The sequence below is a fragment of the Paraburkholderia bryophila genome (genome assembly GCF_013409255.1).
Lineage (GTDB): Bacteria > Pseudomonadota > Gammaproteobacteria > Burkholderiales > Burkholderiaceae > Paraburkholderia.
Map to the genome: position 1 here is coordinate 464484 of NZ_JACCAS010000002.1, position 25441 is coordinate 489924.

Consider the following 25441-nt stretch of genomic DNA (forward strand, 5'->3'; position numbering starts at 1 on the left):
AACGCCATCACGAATTCGCCTGCCCCGCACCGCGGCACGAGAACCAGCGCCGCGGCGTCTTCGGTGCGTCGGCAACCTCTGCAACATCGAGAGCATCGACGACCTCGACCACCTTGCGCCACCACCGCTCGCCGCGATGCGGCGCGGCAAGATCCAGCCGCTCGCCCATGCGCGGCGTCGACAGCGCAATGCCGCGCACAGCGGCCAGGCCGATCACGCGCTCGAACGGCTCGTACCACCGATGCATCGCCAGATCGAACGTGCCGTTATGAATCGGCACCAGCCAGCGGCCGCGCAGATCGGCATGCGCCTGCACGGTGTCGTCGGGCTGCATGTGGACGTACGGCCAAAGTTTGTCGTACGCGCCGGTTTCGACGAGCGTCACATCGAACGGACCCAGCCGCTCGCCGATCGTCTTGAAGCCGTCGAAGTACCCGGTATCGCCGCTGAAAAACACCCGCAGATCGTCGTCGACAATTACCCACGACGCCCACAACGTGCTGTTGCCATCGAACAGGCTGCGACCGGAGAAATGCTGCGCGGGCGTTGCTGTGAAGGCGATGCCGTCCATCTCCACGCCCTGCCACCAGTCGAACTGGCGCACCTTGCGCGCGTCGATGCCCCATTCGATCAGCCGGTCGCCGACACCCAGCGGCGTCAGAAACACCTTGGTCGTAGCGGCGAGCGCCAGCACCGTCTCGCGGTCCAGATGGTCGTAGTGATCGTGCGACAGGATCACGCCGGCCAGCGGCGGCAGATCGGCCAGCGCAATGGGCGGCGCATGAAAGCGCTTCGGCCCGAGCCGCCGGAACGGCGACGCGCGTTCGGCGAACACCGGATCGGTTAGCCAGAACTGCCCGCGCAGCTTCAGCAGCAACGTGGAATGCCCGAGCCGGTAGAGGCTGCGGTCGGGCGCGGCCTCGAGCTGCGCGCGCGTCAAGGTGTCGACCGGCAGCGCACCCGTCGGCACGGTGCCCGACGGTTTGTTGACCAGCACGTTCCACGCAATGCTCAAGGTCTTGGCGAACCCTTCCACCGGCCGCGGCTTGACGTTGCGAAAGCGCTCGCCGTCATGCTGCGCCGACCCTGGCGAACGTTCGCGCCCGCGTCGTGCGGCGGTGAAACCCAAAGCATGGCGGATGGAACCGATGAGCGAAGTCATGTAAGACGCCCCGATGCAAAAAGTAGACTACTCAGTGTAGTTTATTTTTGAGAAAAGTAAACTACCCGGTGTAAAATTTCACGATGGACCCGAACGACACGCCCCAACGCCTGACCGACCGCAAGCGCCTCGCCATCATCCGCGCGGCGATCGAAGAATTTCTCGCGGCCGGTTTCGACGCGACCAGCATGGACCGCATCGCCGCCAGCGCGAACGTCTCGAAGCGCACGGTGTACAACCATTTCCCCAGCAAGGAAGCGCTGTTCGCGGAGATCTTGCGGCAGTTGTGGGAGGCCAGTCACGAAGGCGAGTCGCCCGCCTATCGCGGCGACCGGCCGTTGCGCGCGCAACTGCTCGCGCTGCTGTCACGCAAGCTGAAGCTGATTAACGACGACGCGTTTTTGTCGCTGGCGCGAGTCGCGATCGCAGCGGGGATTCATTCACCGGAGCGCGCGCGTGAGATGGTGGCGCGGCTCGGCGAACGCGAGGAAGACCTGACCGTCTGGGTCCGCGCGGCCGCTGCCGATGGACGTCTCGACACCACGGATCCGCTGTTCGCCGCGCATCAGTTGCAAGGCCTGGTGAAGTCGTTTGCTTTCTGGCCGCAGGTGGCGATGGGGCAGCCGCCGCTGGGTCCGGATGAACAGCAACGGCTGGCGGAATCGACGGCCGATATGTTTCTCGCGCGCTACGCGAGGCCGTCGGCTGGACTCAGCCGCTAACTCAGCGCCCTCACCCTCTCAATGCACCCGGCCGAAGCGCCGGAACTGCCTTAGCGCCGCACTGAAATACGCCTCATCCTCAACCTGTGATGCCGACACCGCACCAAGCTCGCGCGCCAGCGACGGAAGCGCCGTCCACGGCATGGTGGGATGCCGGTGATGCAACTGGTGCAGATGATGATTCATCAGCAGCCCTTGCCAGACGACCGGCACGCGAAAATTGCGAGCCCGCTGAGGCGTGTCGAGCGAAACATCGTAATGCGGCAGGTTGTCCGCCATCGACAGCCACACGCCGCGTAGATACATCGTCACGGCAAGCGCCGGCCACCACACGCCGTACAGATAGAACGCGCCGCCATGCAGCACGATCGACAGCAGCCAGTCGCGCCGAATGCGGCCGCGCCGCTCCGGGTTGCCGGCAAAACCGACGAACAGGCGCTGCACGTCGTCGCCCGCCGGGCCTGCATTGCCGATCTGCGACGCGACCAGTCGGCACGTCCACCGTGCCGGCAGAAACGACAGCAGCGGCAACGCCATTTCCGCCAGATACAAACCGCCCAGCAAACGCAGCGTATAGCCGACCCGGGCATAGGCGCGAGGCGTCGCGCCGTCGTGCACGTCCGGCTGATCGTAGGGCTCGCGCGTGAAACGATGATGCATCAGATGACCGAAACGCACGGCGTCGAACGGCAACAGATAGGCGATGGCGAGCAAGCGGCCGAGCGCTTCGTTGAACCGCCGCTGCGGCCACAACTGGCCGTGAATCGCTTCATGGATCAAGCCCCAGTGCGTCGGCGCCAGCACCACGAGCGGCACGGCAAAACCTAGCGCGGCCACGCCCCACTGTCGCAACAGGAACGGCCACGCGACGAACTGCAGCACCATCGCCGCGCCGACGAGCGTCAGCAGCGTCAGATTCGCGCGGCGGTCGATCGCGACCTGGCGCGGCGCGCGCCGCACGCGTGCCGCCTCGGAGGTATCGGGTTCTGCTGTGGCGCATGCCTGTGAGTCCATCAGTTCTCCGTCGACGACAAGTCGTCGCAGAACTTAACAATGCGTTGTGACAGTCTGAAGAATCGCGGCCGCCCTGTGCGCCTCTGTACGCCCGGCCACACATGCCCGCGAGGCCTGCATGCACAATCGGGGCGATATCCGGGCGGCCGCCCCTTTCCGCGTGGAGAAACCATGGGTTGGAAGAGTTGGAAGAGCCTCGTCATCGAAACGCCGGTCTGGCTGGCCGGCTGCTTCTATCCGCCGCGCTTCGATCCGCGGCACGCCACGCCGCGTGAAATTCTCGTGCTGCGTCCCAACGACTTCGGCGAACTTCTGACCACCACGCCGCTCTTCGAAGCGCTGCGAAAGCGTTTTCCGACGACGCGCCTGATCGCCGGCATCGGCGCCTGGGGACGGCCGATTCTAGAGAACAATCCGTTCGTCGATGAAATCGTCGAGATCGACGCGCCCTGGAACAACAAGCTGGTCGACGACCGCTCGCACCGCAACGTCTTGCGCTTTCTGTGGCGCTCGCCGCAGGTCGCCGCGTTGCGCGCGCGCGGCGGCGTCGATGTCGGCATCGACGTGCTCGGCAGTTACATGGGCGCGGTGTTGCTGATGCGTGCCGGCGCGCGCTATCGCATCGGCGTGCGCGGTTATCGCGGCGGCTGGAGCGGCTGTCAGGCGCACATCGAATTCGCGGCGCGTCAATGCGGACGCGCGGCACTCGCGCAAGCCGAATTGCTGGGCGCGACGCAACTGCCCGAAGCGCGCCCGCAACTCTTCCTGACCGGCGACGAACGCGCTCACGCCACGCGCATCTGGAGCGCTTGCGCGGATGCGTCGGGCCGCCGCATCGTGCGGATCGTCGCGGGCGTGGGTGCCGGCGTGGCCAGCAAGGCATGGGACGCGCGTCAGGCAGGCGCCGCGCTCGCGCAGATCGCGCGGGCCATCGGCAAAAGCGGCGATGTCTGCGATATCGTGATCGTCGGCAGCGTGGCGGATCAGGCGCGCGCCGCCGAAGCGATCACCACGGCGGGCCTGGGCGTGTCGATCCGCTCGGTGGCGGGCCAGGCGCCGATGCGCATCACCTTCGCGCTCACCGAGCAGGCCGATGTCGTGCTGACCAATTCGTCGATGCTGATGCACGTTGCGGCGGCGTTTCACCGGCCGACCGTGGCAGTGATCGGCGGCAGCATCACGCGGCCCGAACGGCACGACGCGATCTGGGGCTATCCGCCGCCGTATCGCAGCGTGTCCCCCGAGCAGGTCGTAGCGGACGAACCCGCGCGCAACTGGCCGAGTGTCGATCGGGTCGTGCAAGCGGTGCTGGAATCCCTCGGCAGGCAACGCACGCAGGCGGCGAACGTGGCGGCTTGATGTGAGCTAGCCAGACCCAAAACAAAAGGGTTGCGTCGATCTCGACGCAACCCTTCAGAGCCCACCTAACCTGCTGACCGCTCGCTACACACCGGGCGGCGCTTCATCGCTTAAGGCTTATACCCGTCGTTCAAGGTCTTCAGGAACGCGATGATGTCCTTGATATCCGCGTCCGTCATCGCCGGCTTATCGCCGAATTTGCGGTCGAACGGTGCGTCCTTGTCGTCGATATTCGCCTGATACTTGACCGGCAGATCGTCGTACTTCTGGACCTTGCCGTCCGGGCCGAGCGGATAGAACTTCTTCGGGTCGGTATTGCGATCGTTGTAGAACGCCATCACGTCTTCCAGCGTCTTGTACACGCCGTTGTGGAAGAACACCTGGCGCGTCGACACATTGCGCAGCGTCGGCGTGAGGAACATGCCGCAATACTGCGTCTGGTCCTTGATGTCCGTGCGGAACGGACCGCAAATACCCATATCGTAGAAGTTGTGATCCTTGTTGACGGCGAGATGCGGATTGCGCGGCACGCCGAGCGCTTCGTACTGATAGTCCGTGAACATCGGCGGCAAACCGTCCGTGCCCGGCTTCGAAAGATGGCAACCCGCGCAGTTCGCCTTGTTCGGGTCATTGAACAAACGCAGCCCGTGCAGTTCGGCCTGGCTCAAGCGCGCCTTACCTTCCAGCCAGTAGTCATACTTGCTGGTGTACGGATGGAACGCCTGCTCTTCCACCTGATAACGCGCGACCGCGAACATCGCTTCCGACATCGCGAGGTTCGTGTTCTGGAACACGTTGGGTCCGAACAACTGCAGGAAGTCTTTGCTGTACTGCGTGTGCTGAAGCTTCGTCAACACGTCGCCAGCATTCGCGTTGGCCATCTCGACCGGATTGAGCATCGGACCGGACGCCTGCAATTGCAGCGTGTCGGCGCGACCGTCCCAGAACAGTCCGCCTTGCGGCACCATCGCGGGCGCGGCCGGCGCTACGCCGGCATTCTTCTGCGCGCGGGCCACGCCGGTGGCCGCACTCGCGGCCGCCGTCAGATCCGGCGCAACGTCCGCATCGCCCTGATCCGGGCCGATGCTGAAGTTCGGCTGGCGATACAGATACATCAGCGATTGCGGCGGCCGGTAGCCTTCCAGCGTCAGATGCGCGCCGCCCAGTTGCACCGCCAGATCGTTGGGCGGGCCAAACGCGTGGTCGGGGCTATGACACGACGCGCACGACTGACGACCCGACGCGGACAGCGTCGGATCGAAGAAAATTTTCTTGCCCAGTTGCGCGACGGCACTCAACTGAGGCGGTGCAACAGGACGTTGAAGCGCGATCGGCGTGGCGTTCGCGCCGGTGAGGTCCTCGACCATCATGCCGACGGCCGCGGGCACGCGCGACGGATACAGCAGCGCCCACACGCCGAACACGATGGCGGCGAGAATCACTGCGACGACAAGCTGCACAAGCAAACGCCGGATACCGGATCCGGGCGGGTTCTGAATAGGACTTGTTTCCGTTGGGCGAGCTGAGGAGGCGGGCATATGAGCGACGACAAGGGAAGCTGAAAGCGAAAAATGTTGCCAGCCCAAACGGGCTGGCAACACGGGGGTGACTGCCTGCTTCGCATCGACGCAAGCGCGTCGATGCGACTCACGACTTTTAGATAGCCGGGACCGACGAGACCACCGTGCCCAGATTCGGGTCCACGAACACGGTCGGGTTGTTGCCGCTGCCGCTGAAGTTGAACAGGCTCATGATGCTGCCTGCCGTGGCGTCGAACGAACCGCCGCCCAGGCGTTGGCTACCGAGCCAGTTGTCTTCGATGAAGCGCACCACGGATGCCTGGCTGATCGGCGTGTGGTCAACATAATTGACCTTGGCCCACGGCGAGATCACGAGGAACGGGATACGCGTACCCGGGCCGCAACGGCCGTTGACCACGCCACCATTCACGCCCAGCGGAGCCGTACCCGTGCCGCACTTGCCCGCGCCGTTCAACTGGTCAGCTTGCGAGTCGAACGACGAGCTCGTCGTGTTCGCGAACGCATGGTCGTACCAGCCGTCCGAATCGTCCCACGCCACGATCACAGCGGTGCTCTTCCAGTCCGGCTGTTGCTGCAGGAAGTTGACCACCTTGGCTGTGAAGGCCTGTTCGTCCAGCGGATCCGAGTAGCCTGCGTGGCCGTCCTGGAACGCCGGTGCCTTGATGAAGCTGACCGACGGATAGTTACCGGCCTTCACCGACGCGAAGAAGTCGTCCGTGTCGTACTGGTGGTTAGCCGGTTCAGCGGTCTTGCCGTCGGCTTCCAGCGAGTAGCCGATCTGGGCCGTCGCGCTCGGGCGCAAGTGTTGCGGGTTGGCCGTCGACGCGAAGTACTGGAACCAGTTGTGGTGCGGGATGTAGTCGTTCGTCGGCTGACCGACCACCGGCGACACCGTGCTGCGCAGGCAGCCCGTCGTATTGTTCGCGTTGACCGTGCTCAGGTTGAAGCCGCCCATGAAGCCGCCCCACGTGAGGTTCTTCGCGTTCAGCAGATCGCCGATGTTCTTGCCGGTCATCATGATCTGATCGGTCGTGCTCGAGCAGGTGTCGCTGCCCGGGTCCGCGTCGTTGATCAGCGTGAAGCCGCCTTGACCGTCGTTGACGTAGTACGAGCTCGACGCCGTCGTCAGATTGAATACCGGGTGCGAGGTCTTGATGATCTTCACGCCGTTGTTCTGACCGGAAACGACTTCGAGTGCGCCCGGCGTCGACGGACCGTACGTGTCCGTGTACGCGTTGTCGCTCATCGAGAAGTGCTGGGCATAATTCCACAGCGCGCCCACGGTGTTGCCGTCGTAATAGCCCATCACCTGGCCGCTCGTGCCGAATGCGCCTGCGCCGCCGCTCGAGCCTTTACCCGTGTACTTCGGGAACAGGTCGGCCAAACCGTTATCGTAGGCTTGCTGCTCTGCCGTGTATGCGTGGTTCTGGTCGGCCGTTGCCGCTTGCGTGCGGTCCAGGCGGAACGGGTTCGCCGCGCCGGCGCCGTTCAGCGTGTTGGTCAGGTTCGGGTTGGCGGTAAGCAGCGTGCCGCTCAGACCGTTGACCGTCGGCGTGCCTGCGGCTGCGTTGAACGCCGGTTCACCCGTCGGGTTCCCCGCCACCGGGTAGGTCGCGAAGTAATGGTCGAACGAGACGTTCTCGTTATAGATCACCACGACGTGCTTGATCGGCGTGGACGTAGCGGCCTGGTTCTGCACGGAGATCGGCGCAAGCGTATTGCCGTTTCCGTTGTTGCCGCCGCATGCGTATAGCGAGACCGCTAACGCAATGCCGGACACGCCAAACAGGAATGCTCGGGAAAACATAGGTGTTAACTCCGGATGTCGTTCTGCTAGTTATTCTTTAACCGCGGTTCTATTGCACTTGAGCGGCCGTGTGGGGAGCGTTTCAATACCCGACGACATTGGAACACCGCGCCGTTACGGGGAAATGGCGCTTTGCTTACCTCGACATTACGGGTTTTGCGTGACTGGAGGGAGATTGAAGGGTTCAGGCGAGACGCGGCTTATCTGAAAATGGGCGGTAGATCAGTGCGACGCTTCGGCCTCGGTAACGCCGTTGTCGGTGAGCGGGCCGCGCACGGGCACTTACATTTGCCGGTGTGCGGCCGCGTCGATTACGCCGGCTGAGCGAACAGCTCCGCGATATAGCCCGCTGCCTTGATACCCGTGCCGGTCAACAACACGACCGTTCGCTCGGTCGACTTGATGGTGCCGCGACGGGTCAATTCGTCGAGCGCAGCGGCGGCGTGCGCGCAAGTCGGTTCGACGAAAATGCCTTGAATCGCGAGCTTTTTAAGCGCGGCGACGATGTCGTCTTCGGCAACCGCAACGGTGGAACCGCCGCTGTCGCGTAGTGCCGCGACCATTTCCCGCAAGCGAAGCGGCTGCGCGATCGCGGTTCCTTCGGCAATGGTCTTCGAAACAGCGCGCGCCACGGGCACATCCAGGCCCGCCTGGAACGACGCGTCGAGTGGAGAACAATTCAACGGCTGCGATGCGAAGAGTCGCGGCAGCTTGCTGATCTGCCCCGCCGCCAGCAACTCCTTGAAGCCGATATCGCAACCCAGCAGATTGCTGCCCGCGCCGACCGGAATGATGATGTTGTCCGGCGCTTCGAAGTTGAAGTCTTCCCACAGTTCATACGCGATCGACTTCGTGCCTTGCAGGAAGAACGGCTGCCAGTTGTGGCTGGAATAAAAGATCTCCGCCGACTGCCGGATCGCCTCGGCCTGCGATTCCTCGCGCGGCCCTTCGACCAGTTGAATCTGCGCGCCATACGCGCGGACCTGTGCGACTTTGGCCGGCGACGTGTAAGCCGGCGCGAGAATCTTCACGCCCATGCCGCCCGCCGCGCCGTACGCCGCGACCGATGCGCCGCCATTGCCCGAGCTGTCCTCGAGTACTGCGTCGACACCGATCCCGCGCAGGAACGACAGCATCACCGACGTGCCGCGATCCTTGAAACTGCAGGTCGGGTTGAACCACTCCAGTTTGAAGAACGGACGCAAGTCGTTCCACTCTTTCTGCACGAGCGGCGTGCAACCTTCGCCCATCGAAATCGGTTTGGCGATCTCGACCGGCAGCGCCGCGCGGTAACGCCACAACGAGCGATTAGCCCGGTCGATGTCGTCGCGCCCAATGCCGGGCTGCGCGGTGATCAGCAGCGGCGTCTGCGTATCCGAGCACCAGCGCGGCACGTCGAACGGATAGCGGGTTCCAGTGAGCGGATCGACGTATTGAGCGTGAGACATGATTTCTCTCGGTATGGATGGGTACTTCAAGCAGGTATTACCGGACAGCCTCGCAACCGCGCTACCAAGGCCATGGAATGCTGGACCCCATCCGCCCGGCAAGCGCCCGCTGATACAGCATTCGCGCGACGGTCAGATCCTGCAACGCAAGACCCGTCATATCGAACAGCGTGATATCCGTCGGCTGCCGGTGGAAGGTCTCTTTGCCCGTGAGCAGGTCGCCGAGTTCCACGCTGGGTGTCGACGGCGCCCACTGCGTTTCGCCAATCCGCTTCGCCTGTTCCCGGTCGTCCACGACGAGCGTCACGCGCGCCAGCACGCCGTCCGGCAGTTCACGTTTGCCCTGCGTATCCGCGCCGACGCAATTCAGATGGGTGCCCGCTTGCAGCGCTTGTGCGTCGAATAAAGCGCCCGCGCCGGGCGTCGCGGTAATGACGATGTCGCTGGTCGCGACGGCGTCGTTTTTATCCATTGCGAGCGACATGTCGCAACACGCTGAAAACGCGGACTCGAATTGCGGGTTCGGCTGGCCGTCATAGGTGACGTAACGAACCTTCTCGAGCGCGGGCAGGTGATCCAGAGCAAAGCGCAACTGAATCGCCGCCTGCACGCCCGCACCGAACACGCAAACGCTCGCGCTGTCGGCGCGCGCCAGCGTCTTCAGCCCCCACGCACCGGCCGCGCCCGTGCGCAGGGTGGTAATGGCGTTGCCGTCGATCACGCAGAGCGGCCGGCCGGTGGCCGGGTCCATCAGCATCACCGTTGCCTGATGCGGTTCGCCGCCCCGTTTGCGGTTGTCCGGCCAGAAGCCCGCGGCCTTGAAACCGAGCAAGCCCTGCGATGGCACATCGCCCGATTTGATTCCGAAGATGCCGCCCGTTGCGAGCGCTTCACGCACGACCGGAAACACACGGCCTTCGCGGTCGCTGTGCAGCACGAAGGCTTCCCTGACCGCCTCCATGACGTCGGCCGGTTGCATCAAACGCTCGACCTGGTCCTTGTCGAGCAACAGAAGGTGCGCGTCGATCGGCATCACTTGGTATCGCTATAAACGGTGGCCCGCGAGACGCCCAGATACTGCGCCGTCACTTCCATGGCCCGACGGATTTCCATGATTCCCGACTCCTTGAGTTCCTTCAGCAGCGCGCGACGGTCTTCAGTCTTGAGCGCGCGCGGCGTGGTCGCGAGCCGCGCGGCGAACTGGTCGATCCGTGCGCGGATCAGATCGGCGCCGGCGGGGTCCAGCGACTCCTGCGTCGCCGCGCCCGCATCGACCCGAACGAATTGTCCGACCGCGCTTTGCAAACCGCGGAACAGCGTCAGGTCGATATTCATGCACAGCGCGGCCACGTATTTCCCGGACGAATCCTTGATCCCGATCGACGTGCTCTTCGCGGGCCGGCCATCGGCGAATTGATTGGCGTAATTCGCGATCACCTGCGGATAGTCGGGATCGGCGATACGCGCGAGGCCGAGTTCCGTTGCCGGATGACCGGCCTCGCGGCCGGACAGATTGTTGTGGATCGCCAGCACGGCGTGCTTCGGGTCGAGCAGGTCATGCACGACCACTTCGCAGAATGGCGCGAACGTCTGCGCCAGTCCGTCCGCGATCTGGCTGACCTGATCCAGCAGCGCGCGCTGCTCAGCGGTATGTTTCGTCATCTGGACATACTATCCAGAGTTGTACATTTTGTCAAAAACAGAAAATGTCTGGATACGGCCGTGCGGCAGACGTGGCGATGCACGTGACCGCCAGGTTATCAATTGCCGGACTGAGGGACTGAGAGGAAGGAAGAAGTGATGCAGCGTCGACGGCGCGCAGTCGCGCCGTCGACCGTGCTTTTGAAAGCTACGCGCGGGCGTCGCCGTGACGCAGTTTGAACGTCCCCACAATGCCCGACAGGCCATGCGCCTGCTCGTTCAACGTCGCGGATGCGGCTGTCGATTGCTCGACCAGCGCGGCGTTCTGTTGCGTTGCCTGATCCATCTCGGCGACGCTGCGGTCGATCTGGCTGATGCCGGCGCTCTGCTCGTTCATCGCGCCGTCGATCTCGCCGATCACGCGATTCACGCGCTCGATCCCATCGACGATCTCCTGCATCGCCGCGCCGGCCGCCTGCACGCGCTGCGCGCCCGTCCCCACGCTCGCTTCCGACGACTGGATCAGGTCCTTGATCTCGCGCGCGGCCGTCGCGCAACGTTGCGCGAGCGTGCGCACTTCGCCGGCCACCACCGCGAAGCCACGACCGTTTTCGCCGGCTCGCGCCGCTTCGACCGCGGCGTTCAACGCCAGGATGTTGGTCTGAAACGCAATGCTGTCGATCACGCTGATGATTTCGGTAATCCGCGCCGACGAACGGGCGATGTCGTCCATCGTGCTGACCGCGCTCGTCACGACCGCGCCGCCGCGCGCCGCCGCCTGGCTCGCCGAGGTCGCGAGCCGCGACGCTTCCATCGCGCTCTCGGCCGACTGCTTGACGCTCGCCGTCAACTCCGTAAGCGCCGCCGACGTGTGCTGCAGATTGCTGGCCGACGTCTCCGTGCGTTGCGACAGATCGCGGTTGCCCATTTCGATCTCGCCGGTCGCGGTTTTCATGTTCTCCACGCCGGCCCGCACTTCGAGCAGGACGGTGCCGATCTTGTCGACGAACGCGTTGAACGACGCGGAAATCTGCGCCACCTCATCGTTGCCCACCACCGGCAGGCGATGCGTGAGATCGCCGCTGCCCGAGCCGATCGTGTCCATCGCGTCGCGCACCTGCGAGAGGCTGCGGAACGAATGCGACGTGAAGAACGCGGCGACACCGACCGCCGCCAGCGTCAGCAGCACCATCGCGATACCGAGCGCCTGCAGCACGTTGGCCAGACCCGCCGTCGCTTCCGCCTTGTCGAGCGCGATCACCAGATACCAGTCAGTGCCTGCAACTGGTTGCGCCTTCAACAGTTTCGGCACGCCACCCAGCTCGACTTCCATCGGCGCGCCTGCTTGCGCGAGCGAGGCCAACGCGGCGGGCGTGAGCGCGGTGGAGATGTCGGTGGCCTGTTTGAGGATCAGCTTCGCGTCCGGATGCGCGATCACCTGGCCGTCGCGCGTTACGACGAAGGCGAGGCTCGACGGCGTCGGGTGCACGGTGGCGACCACTTCGCGCACGCCTTCGAGCGGCACGGCGCCGCTCACCGCGCCGGCCGGCTGGCCATTGCGGATCATCGGCGCGGCGAACGATACGAACGGCACGCCGGTCGACGCGTCGCCGTAGGGCTTCGTCACGACGAGCCCGCCTGCTGCGATGGCCGCCTTATACCAGGGACGCGCGGTCGGGTCGTAATCCGGCGGCGTGCCGCTGGTCGAGAAAAAGGTCTTGTCGGTCCAGCCGACGGTGGTAATCGGGAAGCCGTCCGCGCGGCTCATATGCTTGACGAAGCCTTGCGGATCGCCGTGCTCGACATCGTCGGCCGATGCCTTGACGGCCTGCGCTTTGGCATCGACCCACTTGTCGATCGCCAGCGTGTTGGCGCCGGCAATGGCGCTCAGGTTCTGCGCGATGGTTTCCATCGTATTAGCGCGCACGGTGACGTAGGCGGCGGTGCCCGATAGCGCGAGCGCGCCGATGACCGTGGCGGAAGAAATGATCAGGATGCGGCTTCGGAGTGAGGAAATCATGTTTTCGTGAAGAGAGGATGGGTACTGCACGAATCGGAATGCCTGCTGCAATAGCTTGAAACAGCGCTTGAATAGCGCTTGAACCAACGCCTGAAACAACGAAAGCCGGGCCGCAATGCTGAAGCCACTTTTACGGTCTACGGCGGGAATGGGGAAAACTTGAGGGAGAAGTGGGATGCGGGGGCGTTAAAGCGAGGGTTATAGCGGCGGGCGGCGGGTCTCAGCTGCTACCCGCCCGACTGCAATCGATCACACCGCGTTAAGCCAGTTCCTCAGCTTACGGTTCAGCGGCTCGGAATAAAACCGCGCTACGCCGGCGCTCAATATGGCCGACAACACAAAGAACAGTGCCAGCAGCAGGAGTTTTTCATCGCCCATAACGACACGCGGCGGCCGCACCGTGCGTATCGCGCCGAGCACGATCAGGTGGAACAGGTAAAGCTCATAGCTGCGCCGCCCGAACCACGCGATGCCTGCCGTCGGCGTATACCACGCGCTCTTTTCTCTCGGCGCGTCGTTCCGGTCATAAGCGGCCAATAACAGCACCGCCGTTCCCAACGCCATTGCAGTGACGCCGAGAACATTCGTTTCGCCGATGGGCCGATACAGATACAGGTACCCCATGCCAGCCACCACCACACCTTGCAGCACGACCGCCCAGCGCCCTCGCAGCACGAATCGTTTCGCGAGCACTGCCGCGCAGCAACCGATCGCGATCCCGTCGAAGCACGCGAAATACGCGTAGAGGAACCCACCTTCGTCGCTCTGATGCGTGAAGCGATACAGCGGGCCGATAGCGGCAATCACCAACCAGAATGCAAGCAGCCGCGACTCGCGACGAAGCACGATACACAGAAGCGGAAACGCCAGATAAAACACTTCCTCGACCGACAACGACCACAGCACGCCCAACGGATAATTGACCCAGCCGTGCGCGGCGATCAGCACATTCATCCAGAAGGTCAGCGACGCCAGATTCACGATCCAGAAAGAAACCGATGTGCCGGCCGGCGCGTGATTCTCGAACGTCGCCAGCCCCGCAAGCGCGGCCACGTTGACGATGGCAAGCAGCAACAGCAGGCAAGGCATGATGCGAGCCACGCGCCGCGCGTAGAACGCTCGCGTATCGACACTGCCGAGTCCCGCCCAACGCCGTCCCGCATTCGATGTGATCAGAAAGCCCGAAATCACGAAGAACATCGTCACACCGTAATTGCCGTTACGCGCAACCGCACGAACGGCATTCCAGCCGAATGTGCCGGCTAGTATCGTGTCGTTCAGGTGGTATGCAATATTGAAGTGATGAAACAACACGAGCAGGATCGACACGCCGCGAATCAGATCGATCCGCCGGTTACGCTGACCGGCTTCGTTCATGCGCTTGCCTTGGCCCATTCCACGAAACCGTGGCCGGCTTCGCGCAACACGGCCTCGCGAAGCTCCATGCTGACGCCCGGTGCGTCGTAATAAGCCGCGACGAACAAGGGAGCCCGGCCCGGCGGACGCACGATCGCGTAGTCGTTGGTTTCCCGCTCCACACTCGTGCCGGGACGGTCGCCCGCAAGCCAGTCCGCGGGCAAGGCCGCGCGAAGCCGGTTGAGTCCCGGCTTGCAGGCCACCATCCACTCTTCGAGTTGCCGGCGCGATGGATGGCTCAAACCATCGCCCAAAAGAATACGGGCGGCCGATGTCGCAATGGCCCTCGGCGTCGTGGTATCGAGCAAGCCGCTATATTGGTTCGACTCCGGTTCGTAACGATCGGAGCGCGTAACGGTGTCGCCGAGACCTCGCATGAATCGCGTCAGTGCCGCGGGGCCGCCGGTGCTTCTCATCAGCAGGATCGCGGCGGTGTTGTCGCTCACCTCGACGGCGGCCTGACAGAGCGCGCCGACCGACATGGCGCCCTGCGCCAGATTCGCCTTGGTGATGGGCGACGTGAAAATGAGGTCGCGCTCGGTGTAATGCACGAGGCGCTCGAGTTTTTCCTTGCCGGCGTCGACTCGGGCGAGCACCTGCGCGACGAGCAAACCCTTGAATGTGCTGCACATCAGGAATCGCTCATCGGCGCGATAGGCTAGCGTTCGTCCTGAGCCGGTGTCGACAGCGAATACGCCGAGGCGGCCACCATAGCGACGTTCGATTCCGGCTATAGGAGATTCAGCCGCGAAAAGCGGTGTGGAGATGCCGCTACCTATAGCGAAGAGCAAAGGTAATCCAACGGTCAGGCGCCGGCGTGTTCTGGAAATTTTCACTCTACTGTCCTGTTGGTTTAAGGCCTAACTTTGCGTGGAGCGCCGCATAAGCTGCGCGATTATCGGACGACACCAACGCGCCCTTCCACACGAAATACAAAAGAGCATTGATTATTGGAATCAAAATTGACAGACCCTGCGCGCGTTCCGAGAATGACTTTCCAGTCAGTGCTCACGACGAGGATCGTCAATGGAACATCTCAAGCATTGCATCATAGCGAACGATGCTGCTCCCCGGACAAAGCCGTCCAATTACCCCGAGCCGTTCGCGTCGCGAATGAATGGCAGGACGAAGAAGCCACTCGGCGATCCGTTCGGGCTAAGCCAGTTCGGCGTCAATCTGACCACGCTTGAACAAGGCGCTGCGTCCGCGTTGCATCATCAACATTCGTTGCAGGACGAGTGGGTGTACGTGCTGCAAGGAGAGGTCACGCTTCACGTTGGCAACGACGAGTTCCCGATGCAAGCAGGCATGTGTGCCGGCTTTCGCGCGGGAGGCGAACCGCACCATATCGAGAACCGCTCATCCGCGAATGCGGTCATCCTCGAAGTGGGCAGTCGCCCGCCAGGCGACGAAGTCAGTTACCCCGCCGACGATCTGGTTGCGGTAATGAACGCAGCGGGGAAATGGGTGTTTGAACATAAAGACGGCCGGCCGTATTAACCACGCGGGAGGCTGGCCGACTTTCAGCGCAAGCGCCTGAACCCACACGCCGCGTCCGTCTTACCGAGTGGGGATTTCGAACACGAGGCAGGTTGTCGTGGCATGCGCGTAGAGCGTGCCGTCCGGTCCGACGAGGCGCGCTTCGGCGGTCGCCAGTTGACGGCCACAGTGGATCACCTTGCCCTCGGCGCGCACACGCTGCACGCGGGGCAGCACGGCCTTCACATAGTTCACGCTCAGTTCGGCGGTCGTATAGCCGCGTCCGACCGGCATCAAGGTGTGTACCGAGCAACCCAGCGCGGAGTCGAGCAGCGTCGCCATCCAGCCGCCGTGAACGGTGCCGAGCGGATTCAGATGCTGGGCGAGCGGCGTGCCCTGAAACACCGCCTGGCCTGCCGACACTTCGATCAAGGTGAAGTCGAGCGTCTTTGCGATTGCGGCATAAGGCAATTCGCCGGCGATCATCGCCTGCAAGACTTCCAGTCCCGTTTTCCCTGCAACCTGCTCCGGACTTGCGAGTCCGGGCCCCGGCCCGGCGTCGACGCTAGCCAAGACTTCCTGTTCTTTCGCCAGCCAGTGTTCGAGGGTTTGTTCGTGAGTCAAAGCAGGTCTCCCAGACGAATGAAAATCGAAGGCATCGATTAAATCATCATTTGGTCGTCACTGCTGCGCCGAGACAACGGACGCGAGGCGACGTGTACTCACTGCGGCCAACGTGAATGGCGCGGAGGTCCGGCTCGTCCACGCCCCATGCGTTTTAGAGGTTTTCCTTGAAAAGGGCATTGCCTTCGCCATGGTCGACGCGACTTGCTCTGGCTTATCGTCAATTACGATTAACAACGGTCACTCCATTCGGCTGCTGGTCGCGCGGCATTTTGCGGGGGCGAATAAAGGCTATGACGCACGCCGCGCTGCTGCCGCCCTGGCACTGCGGTGACGACGGCGTAACACGGCATAGCCGATAAAGAGAAGCGCGCCGATGAGCAACGCCGCGATCCCCCAACAGAGGAGCAGCGCAATCATCGGCATGTCATCCGGGTTCGCCAGATGTTCTGCTCCCACCGCGGTCAGGCCATGTCTTATGAAAGCGTCCTCTCCGGGCGGCATGTTGTAGGGCACCAGCATGAAAAGGCATGCCACGTACCAGCCGCCGACAATCGACAAAGCGGCAGCGACTCCACATCCGAGAATCTTCAACAGGATGCGTTTCATTTCACGATGACCGTTCCATAAGCCCTCATCGTAGTGCCAGGAACCGCCACGGTAAGTCCTTGGGACCGAATGAATGTCTGTAGTCTATCAAACGCAGTCGGGTCGACGACGCTAATGCACCCTTCACTCAGTCGTCTTTGCCCCATCGGGTGCAGCCGAAAATTGCCACGCTTGACTCCGTTAATAATTGTCTCGTCACCTGTTTCCGGATTCCACAACATAAACCACGTATGCCGGTCGGTCGAACCATAGCCGTACGCAAACCAGAGGTCCCAGAGGAACCCCATGCGGCCACCCGAGTGACGGTCCACGAGGTAATAAACGCCTTTGGGTAAAGGTCCAATATTTGGCATAGCCGTATCATCGGGGTTGTCGCGTCCTTGGCCACTGCCAGAAAAGGCGCTGACGGGCGCGGTTCCTGGACACGTCAGAATCGACGTTTTTTTCCCGTTGAGAATGAAAGCGCATGCGACTGGCATAAAGACACTCCGTACCATACAGTGAATGCCCGCATGCTACGAAGAACAGGATGGACGCAACAATAAGAGACCGTCGATCCGTCGCCCGGATTTTTCGCAATCTGGTCCCGTAAAACCCCGTGGCGGAATAGCTACCGGTATTTAGATGCGAAATGTACTTTCCAGAGTCTCCGCACTACTTCGAAACAGGACTCACGAGAGAGTCCTCGCATTCAAATGTGCGACAATCCTCAACCATTTTGGCGTCCGCGTCTGCTTAAGATTCGTTTGCCTTTATTTGGCTTTCATTTATATTCACGCACAACTATTAGACAACTTCCGACCTGTGAAGAGATGCTCACTCGTCGATTGAAAAGAAAAGATTGCACAAAAACACTGGGCACGCGGAGACATTGTCAATGCCAACGAGAACCGTACATCGAGCGGCGGCGGAACACGTTTCCGACCTCACCGAGATCCTGAACGACGCAGTCGCGTACAAGCTCCAGCAAGGCGACGCGGCGTGGGGCCAAACGGGATGGACCGAGGCCGGCGTGCTGCAGACCATTACGCGTAGCGAAGCCTACGTCATCGAGCAGGACGGTATCTGCGTCGCGACCATGTCGCTCTCGTGGCAAGACGAAAAGTACTGGGGGATTCAGGAGCCGGTCGCCGGTTATGTCCACCGGATCGCCGTGCGCAATGGCTGTCGTGGACTCGGCATTGGCGGTTTCGCAATGGACTGGTGCGCGAATCAGGTCAGCGCCCGAAACCGGCGTTTTCTTCGACTGGATTGCGACCAAAGGAATACGAAACTCTGCGCTCACTATGAGTCGCTCGGTTTTGTACGGGTCGGGACCCGGCCTATTCCGGAGCTCAGGGACTACGTCGCGTCGCTCTACGAGAAAGCGGCGCGTTAAGTCGCCGATTGACCGGGACGTCGCTGCCGCTTCACGCGCCCGCAACGGCCCCTACCGCACCGCGCCCGATTGCGCTTCCGCATACTGCTCCGACGCCAGCCCGCGCGCCACGACACGGCGCGCACGCGCCCAGGCGCGGGACATCCGTACCTCGTACTCAGTCACCGTGGCATCCAGCCCATCTTCACCGCACGCTTTGCGGTCATTGATCGTATCGCGCAGGTCTTCCAGTTCGAGAAGCTCGCGCAACGCATCGAATCCATCGGATGAGGCCGGCGCGTTCATGTCGCCCGCAAGCCTCTCCGTCACGACGGGCGCGGCACACTCGTCGGAAAACGTCGCCCCGTCACTGATCACCGCCGCCAACCGGTCGGCGATTTCCCCCAGCGCAAAGGACCGTTGCCATTCCCCGCCGAACGAGTAAGCGGTATCCGCCTGCTGCCAGATTGCAGTCAATTCACGCATGAGCGCGGGATGAACACCTTGCTCCCCGCTATCGCGCCGCGTTGCTTGCGCAGCGCCCGGCGCACGCGCGGCAGGGCGTGCGTTCAACGCCTCGGCAACCCGTTTTTCCAGCACACCATCGCCGCAGACGCGCCGTTGCGAAGCTCGCGAACCGTTCGATTGATTCGCCCTGCCGCTGATCACTCGCGATTCACCGGCCGAACCATTCGCCGCACAACTCCACTTCTCAGCCATAGCGGCCTCCGAGTCAGGCATTCTCATGTAAGGACCGCAGCGTCGCGGCGTGACTGCCGGCTATCGGCTCCGACGGCGCCTCACCGGAAATGCGCATGGCAACCGTGGTGGCGACCGTGCTCGCATAGACGTTGAGCGCCGTACGGCCCATGTCGAAAAACGCGTCGAGGCCGAGAATCAGCAACACGGCTTCGGGCGGCAAGCCGACCGCCGACAGGATCGCCGTGATCGCCACGATCGCACCGGACGGCACGTTAGCCGCGCCGTCGATCGTGATAATTGTCAGCACGATGATCGTGAACACCAGCGGCCAGGTCCACGCCAGGTGATAAGCATCCGCGAGATAGCCGACGGCGAGCGCCGTGTACAGCACCGCGCCGTCGCGATTGAAAATGTACGACAGCGGCAAGATGGTCGATGCGACGGACGAAGGCACGCCCATTTCCGTCAGCCGCTTCAAATGGACCGGAAACGTGATTTCCGACGAACGCGTACTGAACGCGAGAATCAGCGGCTCGCTGACATGCTTGATCACGGCGCGCGGCGACTGGCCGACCAACTTGATGATCAGCGTGAGCACCACCGCCAGGATCGCCATGCCGAGGTACGCGACGCCGAGCAACTTGAGCAACGGCGTGATGGATGCAATCCCCTTCGACGACACCAACGCCGCCAGCCCAGCGAACACGGCAAACGGCGACAACGCGATAACCCATTCGATCATCTTGAAGAGCGCCGCCAGCAAAGATTCGAATACGGCGACGAGAGGCGCCGCGCGGTCCTCGACTACCGACAGCGCCGAACCCAGCAACACACCGAAAACCAGCACCGGCAACGCATTCCCTTCAGCCAGCGCCGCCACGATATTCGCCGGCACCAGGTCGACGACGAACTTCGTCCAGTCGATTCCCGGCGCGAGGTTCTTCGGCATCACGGCGGTTTGCGCGAGGCTCGCGCCGAGTCCCGGCCGGAACAGCATATTGAGTCCCAGGCCGAGCGCGCTGGCCAGCAGCGTCATGAGCAGGAAAAAGCCGATGCTCAGCATCGCCGTCTTGCCCAGATGCCCGCGCTGCACGCCCGCCCGAAACGCGCCGAGCGTGACGGACAGCAGAATCAGCGGCATCACGACCATCTTGATGGCATGCGCGAAAATCGCGGAGATAAACGACAGCTTGGCGCTGAGGTCCGGTACATAAATACCCGCGAGGATCCCTAGCGCGAGACCCACCAGCATCTGCACCGGCATGGAGATCCGCTTACTTGACGGTTTCATTCTGAGCCCTTATTAGATTGATTCTTGCGTCAGTGCCATCGATGATGTGATTCCACATATGACGTCGCGCCGCTTCCGGCTCGTTGGCCTTGATCGCGGCGAAGATGTTCAGGTGTTCCAGCGTGCCGCGTCGAACCGTCGCCACGTCGTCGCGATGCAGTTCGTTCAGCGCCAACCCCGTTTGCGCGCGGAGCACCTTGTAGGTGGTGAATAAACGTTCGTTGCGGGAGGCCGCGAACATCTCCTGATGAAACACCCAGCCCGTGCGCTGCTCGACCGATAGATTGGTGGAAGGTTGTTCGAGCAACTGCTGCATTTGCGCAGCCGCTCGAGTCAATCCTTCCGTCGCGCCGTTGACCGCAGCCAGATACGCCGCCGTGCTTTCCAACGCCAGACGCACCTCGAAAATTTCTCGCAGATCGTTGCTCGTCGGCGCCGAGACGTAGGTGCCTTTTTTAGGAATGACTTCGACCAGCCCTTCGACAACCAGCCGTTGAATCGCGGAACGCACAGGCGTATGCCCGAGCATCAGATCTTCCGCCACATTGCGAGGCGAAAGCGGATGACCCGGCGCCAGCCGCCCATCGAGAATTCTCGTGCGGAGCTGGATATATGCGGACTGCGTATCGGATTGAGTTTCCTCTAACATCTGAGATCTCAGTTGGCTCTCTCGAATAAACTGTATTTACAACGTTGGCGATGATTGCTCTAATGCGAGCACCGCGCAACTATTATTTTTGATAGGTACTCACTCTATTCATTCCAGATTACGGATTGATCTGAAGCGCATAGATATGGAATTCCAGGTGGCTCTTTTGACCGAGCAGATAGACCTGGATCAACGTTTAAAGATGCTTCCCGAAATAAACTATTCGCCCCTTTCAGGCGCCACTCACTTTGTAGGTACGGACTCAATTTATGCTGCGTGATCGTTCGCTCTTCGCTATACGCTCTGTTCCAGCCGAGCAGGTCTATCCGATCCGGAGTTCTGTTCTGCTGGACGGCGATACGTCGCAGTGCCGATTCCGCGGCGACGATCAGGACTCGACTTTGCATCTGGCGATCTGCGACGGCGACGCTATCGTTGCGGCCGCAACAGTGTGTCAGGAAGCGTTTCCCGGCTCGCCCGGCGACAATGCGTGGCGATTACGCGGCGTGGCAGTGGACCCGTCCATGCAGCGGTACGGTTTTGGCCGGATGCTGATCAAACTGTGCTTCGATCATGCGCGAAAAGAAGGCGGACGTATCGTCTGGTGCACGGCGCGGGAAAGCGCGCGGGGGTTTTATGAGGCGCTCGGGTTCGCCTCCGCGTCCCCGCCTTTCACATTACCGACGCGCGGCGACGTGTTGTTCTATGAAATGCACTATGTCCTGCCGGGAGAACCTGTTACGGATGTCGAGTAGTCGACAAAGACCCCTGCCGGCTACGACGCGAAGATAATCGGCCTTGTTCTCAATCTGCTCTCACTGACAATAGACGGCGGGGATTCGGTAAATGACCGCCTTGTATTTCGGCCTCTCGCAGTGCTCCACGATCACGCCGCCTAGCGATTCCGCAATGCGCCGGCTGGGCAGGTTCTCTTCGGCAACCGGGTAAATAAAGCTCTCGGCGCCAAGGGTTTGCGTTGCCCACCGCGCGACCAGCGTGACGGCTTCGCGACCAAAACTTTCGCCATGACGATCTTCTCGAATCCAGATACCGAGTTCCTGCTTCTCGGTGTTCACATAGTGAAGCCCGACCAGGCCGAGAAAGCTTCCGTCGGTGCGGTGACGGATAGCGAACACATAGTCCGATCCGTTCTCGATGGACGGTATCCAGCCCTGCCAGATACGGTCGAATTCATCCCGCGAAGCCGCCGGCTCCCACGCCATGTAACGCGTCAGCGATAGCGTGATGCATGAGAACGCGACGTCTGCGTCGGCGGGTGAGAATGGTTTAATAAGAAGCCGCGTTGATTCGATTCTGATGGATTGCGCGCTGGGTGGCATCTCACACCTTTCTTGTGTTTGTCTGTGCTGATCGATTGTCGGTGAATCAAGCACCGTTGTCGAATGCTTGCGGTTATTCAAGCCGCCCAGCCTTCCCACGAAACGAATCTCGCTAGATCAGCCCTTGAGCCTCCATCGCCAGCAGCAGTCGTTCCGCGCCGATTCCGAAACCCGCTCCCTCGCGATACGCCCCTCCGCCCACCACTTGCTGTTGCGCGCCGAGTTCGGTACAACGCAACTCGAAACCGCTGCCGTTCAGATAGTAGCTAAGGCCTCTTTTCGCAGCGGTGTCGATCTCGTAACGCAGTCCGAGTGAGTCGAAAAAACCAGTCACGATCTCCTGACTGCGTCTCGTCGCGAAGTCGGGATCGGCGCACAGGTACTCGAATCCGAGTTGCGAGAACTCACGATAGCGGCCGGCCTGCGGCCGCTCGTACCGATAGCACCGCGCGATATAGAACAACATCCGTTCCGGCTGTCGATCCAACAGTTCGGCGCAACGCTCCTGGAATAGCGCGGTCGCTTCTGGAATCAGGCAACACGGTCGTCCTTTCTTGTCGGGGAAGGCCCACATCTGGCCGATGATCTCGCTGCCGCCGGCCTTCTGGATAAACGTGTCCTGCGACCATAGCGCGGGAACGATCGCCTCCTCCGCGCCAAGGTCAATGAAGATAGCTCCGGAATTGATTTTCCAGTGCGCGCATTTGTGCCGCCTCTTTCCCAACGACGAAGCGAGTTCCGCGAATCATGGTCATGAGAAACCTCTCTAATTTAGTGGTGTAAAGGAGCTGAAAATAAAAAAAGGCGCCTGAGGGGCGCCTTGGTTGTACGTGCAGGGAAGGGAGTCGAAATCCCAAGTTCCTTGCTATGGACGTAACGAACCACGGCGCAATGCATTGCGACCGTGATGATGATGAGACTGGCTCAGTACGTTACGGGGTTCCATGCTGTCTATAGTGGCACATTAAAAAGGTTCTGTGTGCGCGTGGCCGATGTGTCCCAGTACTTCTCCGATCAGTCAGACCGCCGCACGCCGTCTTTGACCGGCAACCAGATCTCCAGCACGCCCGTCCCGGCACAGGGATCGAAGTCCTCGCTATAGCGCTCGAACTCGGGCGCTTCCGCCGCCTCCATGCCCGACTCCGGCAGCCATTTATTCCAGATACTGTGGACCGTCTCGTGCAGCGTGGCGATGTGCCCTTTATGTTCAAAGACCGCATAGCGCTGCGGTTCGATTTCCACGCAGCGGAAAGAGGCGGGCAAGCGGTCCGGGCTTCTCACCTGCACGCCCGCGATGTAGTCGAATCCGCCCTCCCCATCCGCGTTGCAGCACACGCCATACGTCACGCAACTCACCTGGTCGGGCAAGTTGCCGACGTACGGGTTGAAAGTCTGCCAAAGCGCCGGAATGCCTTCGTTGGTTTCGAACGTGAAGCGGCCGCCTATACCGGCGATCAACAGCCTTTCGCTCATTTCGAAGCGCGGCTCGGCAATATCGGTGAGTTTCATTTCTTTCATACGTAGCGGCTCCACCAGGGAAAGACCATCGAGATCGCGCCGTGCCCGCACCTGTTCGGGCGTGACGCCGAACAGATCGTGAAAGGCGCGCGTGAATGCCTCGTGAGAACCATATCCGGCGTCGATCGCCACGCTGAGAATGTCCGGTGCGCCCTGCGTCAACGAGCGCGCGGCGCGCGTCAGCCGTCGTGAACGGACGTAGCGCATGACAGGCCACCCCGTACTCATCGAGAAGAGGCGTGAAAGACCGAAGCGCGACATGCCGCAAGTCGATGAAATTCGCTCGAGCGTGAGTTCGTCGCCGAGTTCGATTTCAATAAACCACAGCGCCTTTGTAACCGGATTCATACCGTTCCCAGAAAAAGTGTTCGACGGGAATATACGATATCGGCAAACGGCTCATTTGATCGTTCTTGCGCGGTGCCTGGCGAACCCCAGCGAACAGGCCAGCTCAACTGTGTTGGTCGAGGTGAGAGGACTGTCCATGTCAAATGAATGGTGTGGCCTTCAGAATGCCTTTCAGCCGTATTGCGCGTCACGCGCTCTCCAACGAACTTCGTCCCCAGTCTACTGAGGCAACGCCCATGAATCGTCCGCCCGCAGTTCCTACGCAGCAGGTATCGAATGAACGCGTGATCGTCACCGAATGGCGTTTCGCGCCAGGCGCCGAGACCGGTTGGCACGTACACGGGCATGATTATGTCGTCGTGCCGCAAACCGACGGACTGCTTCTACTCGAGACGACACAAGGTAATCGTGAAACCCAGCTACGTGCCGGACAGAGTTATGCCGGACTGAAAGGCGTCGAGCACAACGTCGTCAACGCGACCGATCAAGAGGTTGTGTTCATCGAGGTGGAGATTCGCTAGCCGATCGCACGCATCAGATCGCCTCGGCCACACGCACAATCAGAAACGCGGCCGGCACCAGCATCAATTGTGCGAGCAGGGTGCCAACGACCCGCGCGCCGATCAGCGTGGTGATCGCGCGACGGAATCTGTTCTCCGTGACACGCCCTTCTATGACGTCGTCCGTCATGACGGATATTTGCGGGTCGATGACGACCGTCAGCACGATCGTCGCGAATCCATTGATCACCGAAGAAAGATTCGCACAGGTCACGCGCAACTCCGGCTTCAAAAACCCCGCGTATAACGACGCAAAAACGCCGACCGTCCAAAGCGACATGGCGAAGACGTTCAGCGTAATGACTTTCCACGACACGCCGGCATCGGACGTCAATTGCGTCACGTTTTCTCTAGCAGGCAGGCGAGCGCCGCCGCGAATGTACGCGATTCCACCTCGACTGAACGCATGAAGCGCCAGCCGCGGAATCGACCGATGCGCCTGGAAATGGATTACCGCGCGGCTGAAGTAGCGTTGAAAGGTGGGAATGAGAAACGCCCCCACGACCGTGGCAAGCGTCGCCGCCAGCAGGAATAGCCGGAAATCCCCCAACATGCCGGCCTGCACGTGATGGGCGAGATCCTCTTCGACCCGCTTCGCCAGAAACGGCCCCTGGAACGAGTTCGCCGTGCGCGACACCAGCGCGATGATGCCGAACAACGCGAACGAAACGGCAATCCGTCGGGTACGAACCCCGGCGATCCGAACGGCGTACGCCAATGTCGCGATAACGTGAATCACGAACGTGAGCGCGCAGATGATGATCAGTTGGGTATCCATGAGCGTGGCGGGAGTCCGGGCCGAGAGAGTCTACCTGACCTGCTTCAGCCCATCGA

At 61.8% G+C, this 25441-nt stretch carries 26 protein-coding genes; 6 read left to right on the plus strand and 20 right to left on the minus strand.

The window, feature by feature from the left end:
* Positions 1 to 7: 7 nt before the first annotated feature.
* Positions 8 to 1162 carry an MBL fold metallo-hydrolase gene (locus tag GGD40_RS23365; RefSeq protein ID WP_179745244.1) on the minus strand — a complete coding sequence of 385 codons (1155 nt, stop codon included), beginning with the start codon at positions 1160 to 1162 and terminating at the stop codon, positions 8 to 10.
* A gap of 83 nt (positions 1163 to 1245) precedes the next feature.
* Between GGD40_RS23365 and GGD40_RS23370 the strand changes: the two genes are divergently transcribed.
* A complete protein-coding gene (locus tag GGD40_RS23370; protein WP_179745245.1) occupies positions 1246 to 1884 on the plus strand; it encodes a TetR/AcrR family transcriptional regulator in 639 nt (212 codons plus the stop codon).
* 18 nt (positions 1885 to 1902) lie between these two features.
* On the opposite strand, the gene GGD40_RS23375 is transcribed toward GGD40_RS23370, so the two are convergent.
* Positions 1903 to 2898 (minus strand): fatty acid desaturase, encoded by a 996-nt coding sequence (locus GGD40_RS23375; RefSeq protein WP_218901288.1) that lies wholly within the window; start codon positions 2896 to 2898, stop codon positions 1903 to 1905.
* Between the two features lie 171 nt (positions 2899 to 3069).
* Here GGD40_RS23375 and GGD40_RS23380 point away from each other — a divergent pair, with 171 nt between their 5' ends.
* Complete coding sequence (locus GGD40_RS23380; protein ID WP_179745246.1) at positions 3070 to 4257, plus strand: glycosyltransferase family 9 protein; 1188 nt, start codon at positions 3070 to 3072, stop codon at positions 4255 to 4257.
* Between the two features lie 110 nt (positions 4258 to 4367).
* Here GGD40_RS23380 and GGD40_RS23385 read toward each other — a convergent pair whose 3' ends face one another.
* From GGD40_RS23385 to bla, 8 genes are all read right to left on the minus strand, one after another.
* On the minus strand, positions 4368 to 5795 hold the full coding sequence (locus GGD40_RS23385; RefSeq protein ID WP_179745247.1) for a cytochrome-c peroxidase: 1428 nt from the start codon (positions 5793 to 5795) through the stop codon (positions 4368 to 4370).
* 118 nt (positions 5796 to 5913) lie between these two features.
* Complete coding sequence (locus GGD40_RS23390; RefSeq protein WP_179712640.1) at positions 5914 to 7605, minus strand: phospholipase C; 1692 nt, start codon at positions 7603 to 7605, stop codon at positions 5914 to 5916.
* A gap of 311 nt (positions 7606 to 7916) precedes the next feature.
* Positions 7917 to 9053: a threonine synthase gene (locus tag GGD40_RS23395; RefSeq protein WP_179712638.1), complete on the minus strand. Its 1137-nt coding sequence runs from the start codon at positions 9051 to 9053 to the stop codon at positions 7917 to 7919.
* A gap of 61 nt (positions 9054 to 9114) precedes the next feature.
* The gene (locus tag GGD40_RS23400; RefSeq protein ID WP_179745248.1) at positions 9115 to 10086 is read right to left on the minus strand and encodes an ornithine cyclodeaminase family protein; all 972 of its coding nucleotides are present in this window, start codon (positions 10084 to 10086) and stop codon (positions 9115 to 9117) included.
* Entirely contained in the window at positions 10086 to 10715 is a 630-nt protein-coding gene (locus GGD40_RS23405; RefSeq protein ID WP_179712632.1) for a helix-turn-helix transcriptional regulator, read from the minus strand. Before GGD40_RS23405 ends, GGD40_RS23400 begins: the two co-directional genes overlap by 1 nt.
* A gap of 187 nt (positions 10716 to 10902) precedes the next feature.
* Positions 10903 to 12714: a methyl-accepting chemotaxis protein gene (locus GGD40_RS23410; RefSeq protein WP_179745249.1), complete on the minus strand. Its 1812-nt coding sequence runs from the start codon at positions 12712 to 12714 to the stop codon at positions 10903 to 10905.
* A 249-nt stretch (positions 12715 to 12963) separates the two neighbouring features.
* Complete coding sequence (locus GGD40_RS23415; protein WP_179745250.1) at positions 12964 to 14091, minus strand: acyltransferase family protein; 1128 nt, start codon at positions 14089 to 14091, stop codon at positions 12964 to 12966.
* Positions 14088 to 14921 (minus strand): class A beta-lactamase, encoded by an 834-nt coding sequence (gene bla, locus GGD40_RS23420; protein ID WP_257030560.1) that lies wholly within the window; start codon positions 14919 to 14921, stop codon positions 14088 to 14090. The genes GGD40_RS23415 and bla overlap by 4 nt, the downstream gene beginning before the upstream one ends.
* A gap of 322 nt (positions 14922 to 15243) precedes the next feature.
* On the opposite strand from bla, the gene GGD40_RS23425 reads away from it, so the two are divergent.
* On the plus strand, positions 15244 to 15630 hold the full coding sequence (locus GGD40_RS23425) for a cupin domain-containing protein (protein WP_257030561.1): 387 nt from the start codon (positions 15244 to 15246) through the stop codon (positions 15628 to 15630).
* 60 nt (positions 15631 to 15690) lie between these two features.
* Here the strand turns inward: GGD40_RS23425 and GGD40_RS23430 are convergent, their stop codons facing one another.
* The 3 genes from GGD40_RS23430 to GGD40_RS23440 all read right to left on the minus strand — a co-directional run bounded on the left by GGD40_RS23430 (position 15691) and on the right by GGD40_RS23440 (position 17339).
* Positions 15691 to 16233 carry a PaaI family thioesterase gene (locus GGD40_RS23430; protein WP_179745253.1) on the minus strand — a complete coding sequence of 181 codons (543 nt, stop codon included), beginning with the start codon at positions 16231 to 16233 and terminating at the stop codon, positions 15691 to 15693.
* Positions 16234 to 16524: 291 nt separating this feature from the next.
* Positions 16525 to 16842 (minus strand): hypothetical protein, encoded by a 318-nt coding sequence (locus GGD40_RS23435; protein WP_179745254.1) that lies wholly within the window; start codon positions 16840 to 16842, stop codon positions 16525 to 16527.
* Complete coding sequence (locus tag GGD40_RS23440; RefSeq protein ID WP_306456598.1) at positions 16839 to 17339, minus strand: DUF2778 domain-containing protein; 501 nt, start codon at positions 17337 to 17339, stop codon at positions 16839 to 16841. Before GGD40_RS23440 ends, GGD40_RS23435 begins: the two co-directional genes overlap by 4 nt.
* Before the next feature lie 380 nt (positions 17340 to 17719).
* On the opposite strand from GGD40_RS23440, the gene GGD40_RS23445 reads away from it, so the two are divergent.
* Positions 17720 to 18220 (plus strand): GNAT family N-acetyltransferase, encoded by a 501-nt coding sequence (locus GGD40_RS23445; RefSeq protein WP_179745256.1) that lies wholly within the window; start codon positions 17720 to 17722, stop codon positions 18218 to 18220.
* 51 nt (positions 18221 to 18271) lie between these two features.
* On the opposite strand, the gene GGD40_RS23450 is transcribed toward GGD40_RS23445, so the two are convergent.
* The 3 genes from GGD40_RS23450 to GGD40_RS23460 form a co-directional block, all read right to left on the minus strand.
* Positions 18272 to 18799 carry a hypothetical protein gene (locus GGD40_RS23450; RefSeq protein WP_179745257.1) on the minus strand — a complete coding sequence of 176 codons (528 nt, stop codon included), beginning with the start codon at positions 18797 to 18799 and terminating at the stop codon, positions 18272 to 18274.
* Positions 18800 to 18932: 133 nt separating this feature from the next.
* Positions 18933 to 20192, minus strand: a complete 1260-nt coding sequence (locus tag GGD40_RS23455; RefSeq protein WP_179745258.1) for a dicarboxylate/amino acid:cation symporter — start codon at positions 20190 to 20192, stop codon at positions 18933 to 18935.
* Complete coding sequence (locus tag GGD40_RS23460; protein ID WP_179712616.1) at positions 20176 to 20841, minus strand: GntR family transcriptional regulator; 666 nt, start codon at positions 20839 to 20841, stop codon at positions 20176 to 20178. Before GGD40_RS23460 ends, GGD40_RS23455 begins: the two co-directional genes overlap by 17 nt.
* Before the next feature lie 269 nt (positions 20842 to 21110).
* On the opposite strand from GGD40_RS23460, the gene GGD40_RS23465 reads away from it, so the two are divergent.
* A complete protein-coding gene (locus tag GGD40_RS23465) occupies positions 21111 to 21596 on the plus strand; it encodes a GNAT family N-acetyltransferase (RefSeq protein WP_179712614.1) in 486 nt (161 codons plus the stop codon).
* Between the two features lie 60 nt (positions 21597 to 21656).
* On the opposite strand, the gene GGD40_RS23470 is transcribed toward GGD40_RS23465, so the two are convergent.
* From GGD40_RS23470 to GGD40_RS23480, 3 genes are all read right to left on the minus strand, one after another.
* On the minus strand, positions 21657 to 22181 hold the full coding sequence (locus GGD40_RS23470; protein ID WP_179747025.1) for a GNAT family N-acetyltransferase: 525 nt from the start codon (positions 22179 to 22181) through the stop codon (positions 21657 to 21659).
* Between the two features lie 112 nt (positions 22182 to 22293).
* Positions 22294 to 22905 (minus strand): ATP phosphoribosyltransferase regulatory subunit, encoded by a 612-nt coding sequence (locus GGD40_RS23475; RefSeq protein ID WP_179745259.1) that lies wholly within the window; start codon positions 22903 to 22905, stop codon positions 22294 to 22296.
* A 290-nt stretch (positions 22906 to 23195) separates the two neighbouring features.
* Entirely contained in the window at positions 23196 to 24047 is an 852-nt protein-coding gene (locus GGD40_RS23480; RefSeq protein ID WP_179745260.1) for an AraC family transcriptional regulator, read from the minus strand.
* Between the two features lie 236 nt (positions 24048 to 24283).
* On the opposite strand from GGD40_RS23480, the gene GGD40_RS23485 reads away from it, so the two are divergent.
* Positions 24284 to 24568, plus strand: coding sequence for a cupin domain-containing protein (locus GGD40_RS23485; protein ID WP_179745261.1), 285 nt, complete (start codon positions 24284 to 24286; stop codon positions 24566 to 24568).
* A gap of 13 nt (positions 24569 to 24581) precedes the next feature.
* On the opposite strand, the gene GGD40_RS23490 is transcribed toward GGD40_RS23485, so the two are convergent.
* On the minus strand, positions 24582 to 25385 hold the full coding sequence (locus GGD40_RS23490) for a lipid II flippase Amj family protein (protein ID WP_179745262.1): 804 nt from the start codon (positions 25383 to 25385) through the stop codon (positions 24582 to 24584).
* Positions 25386 to 25441 lie beyond the last annotated feature (56 nt).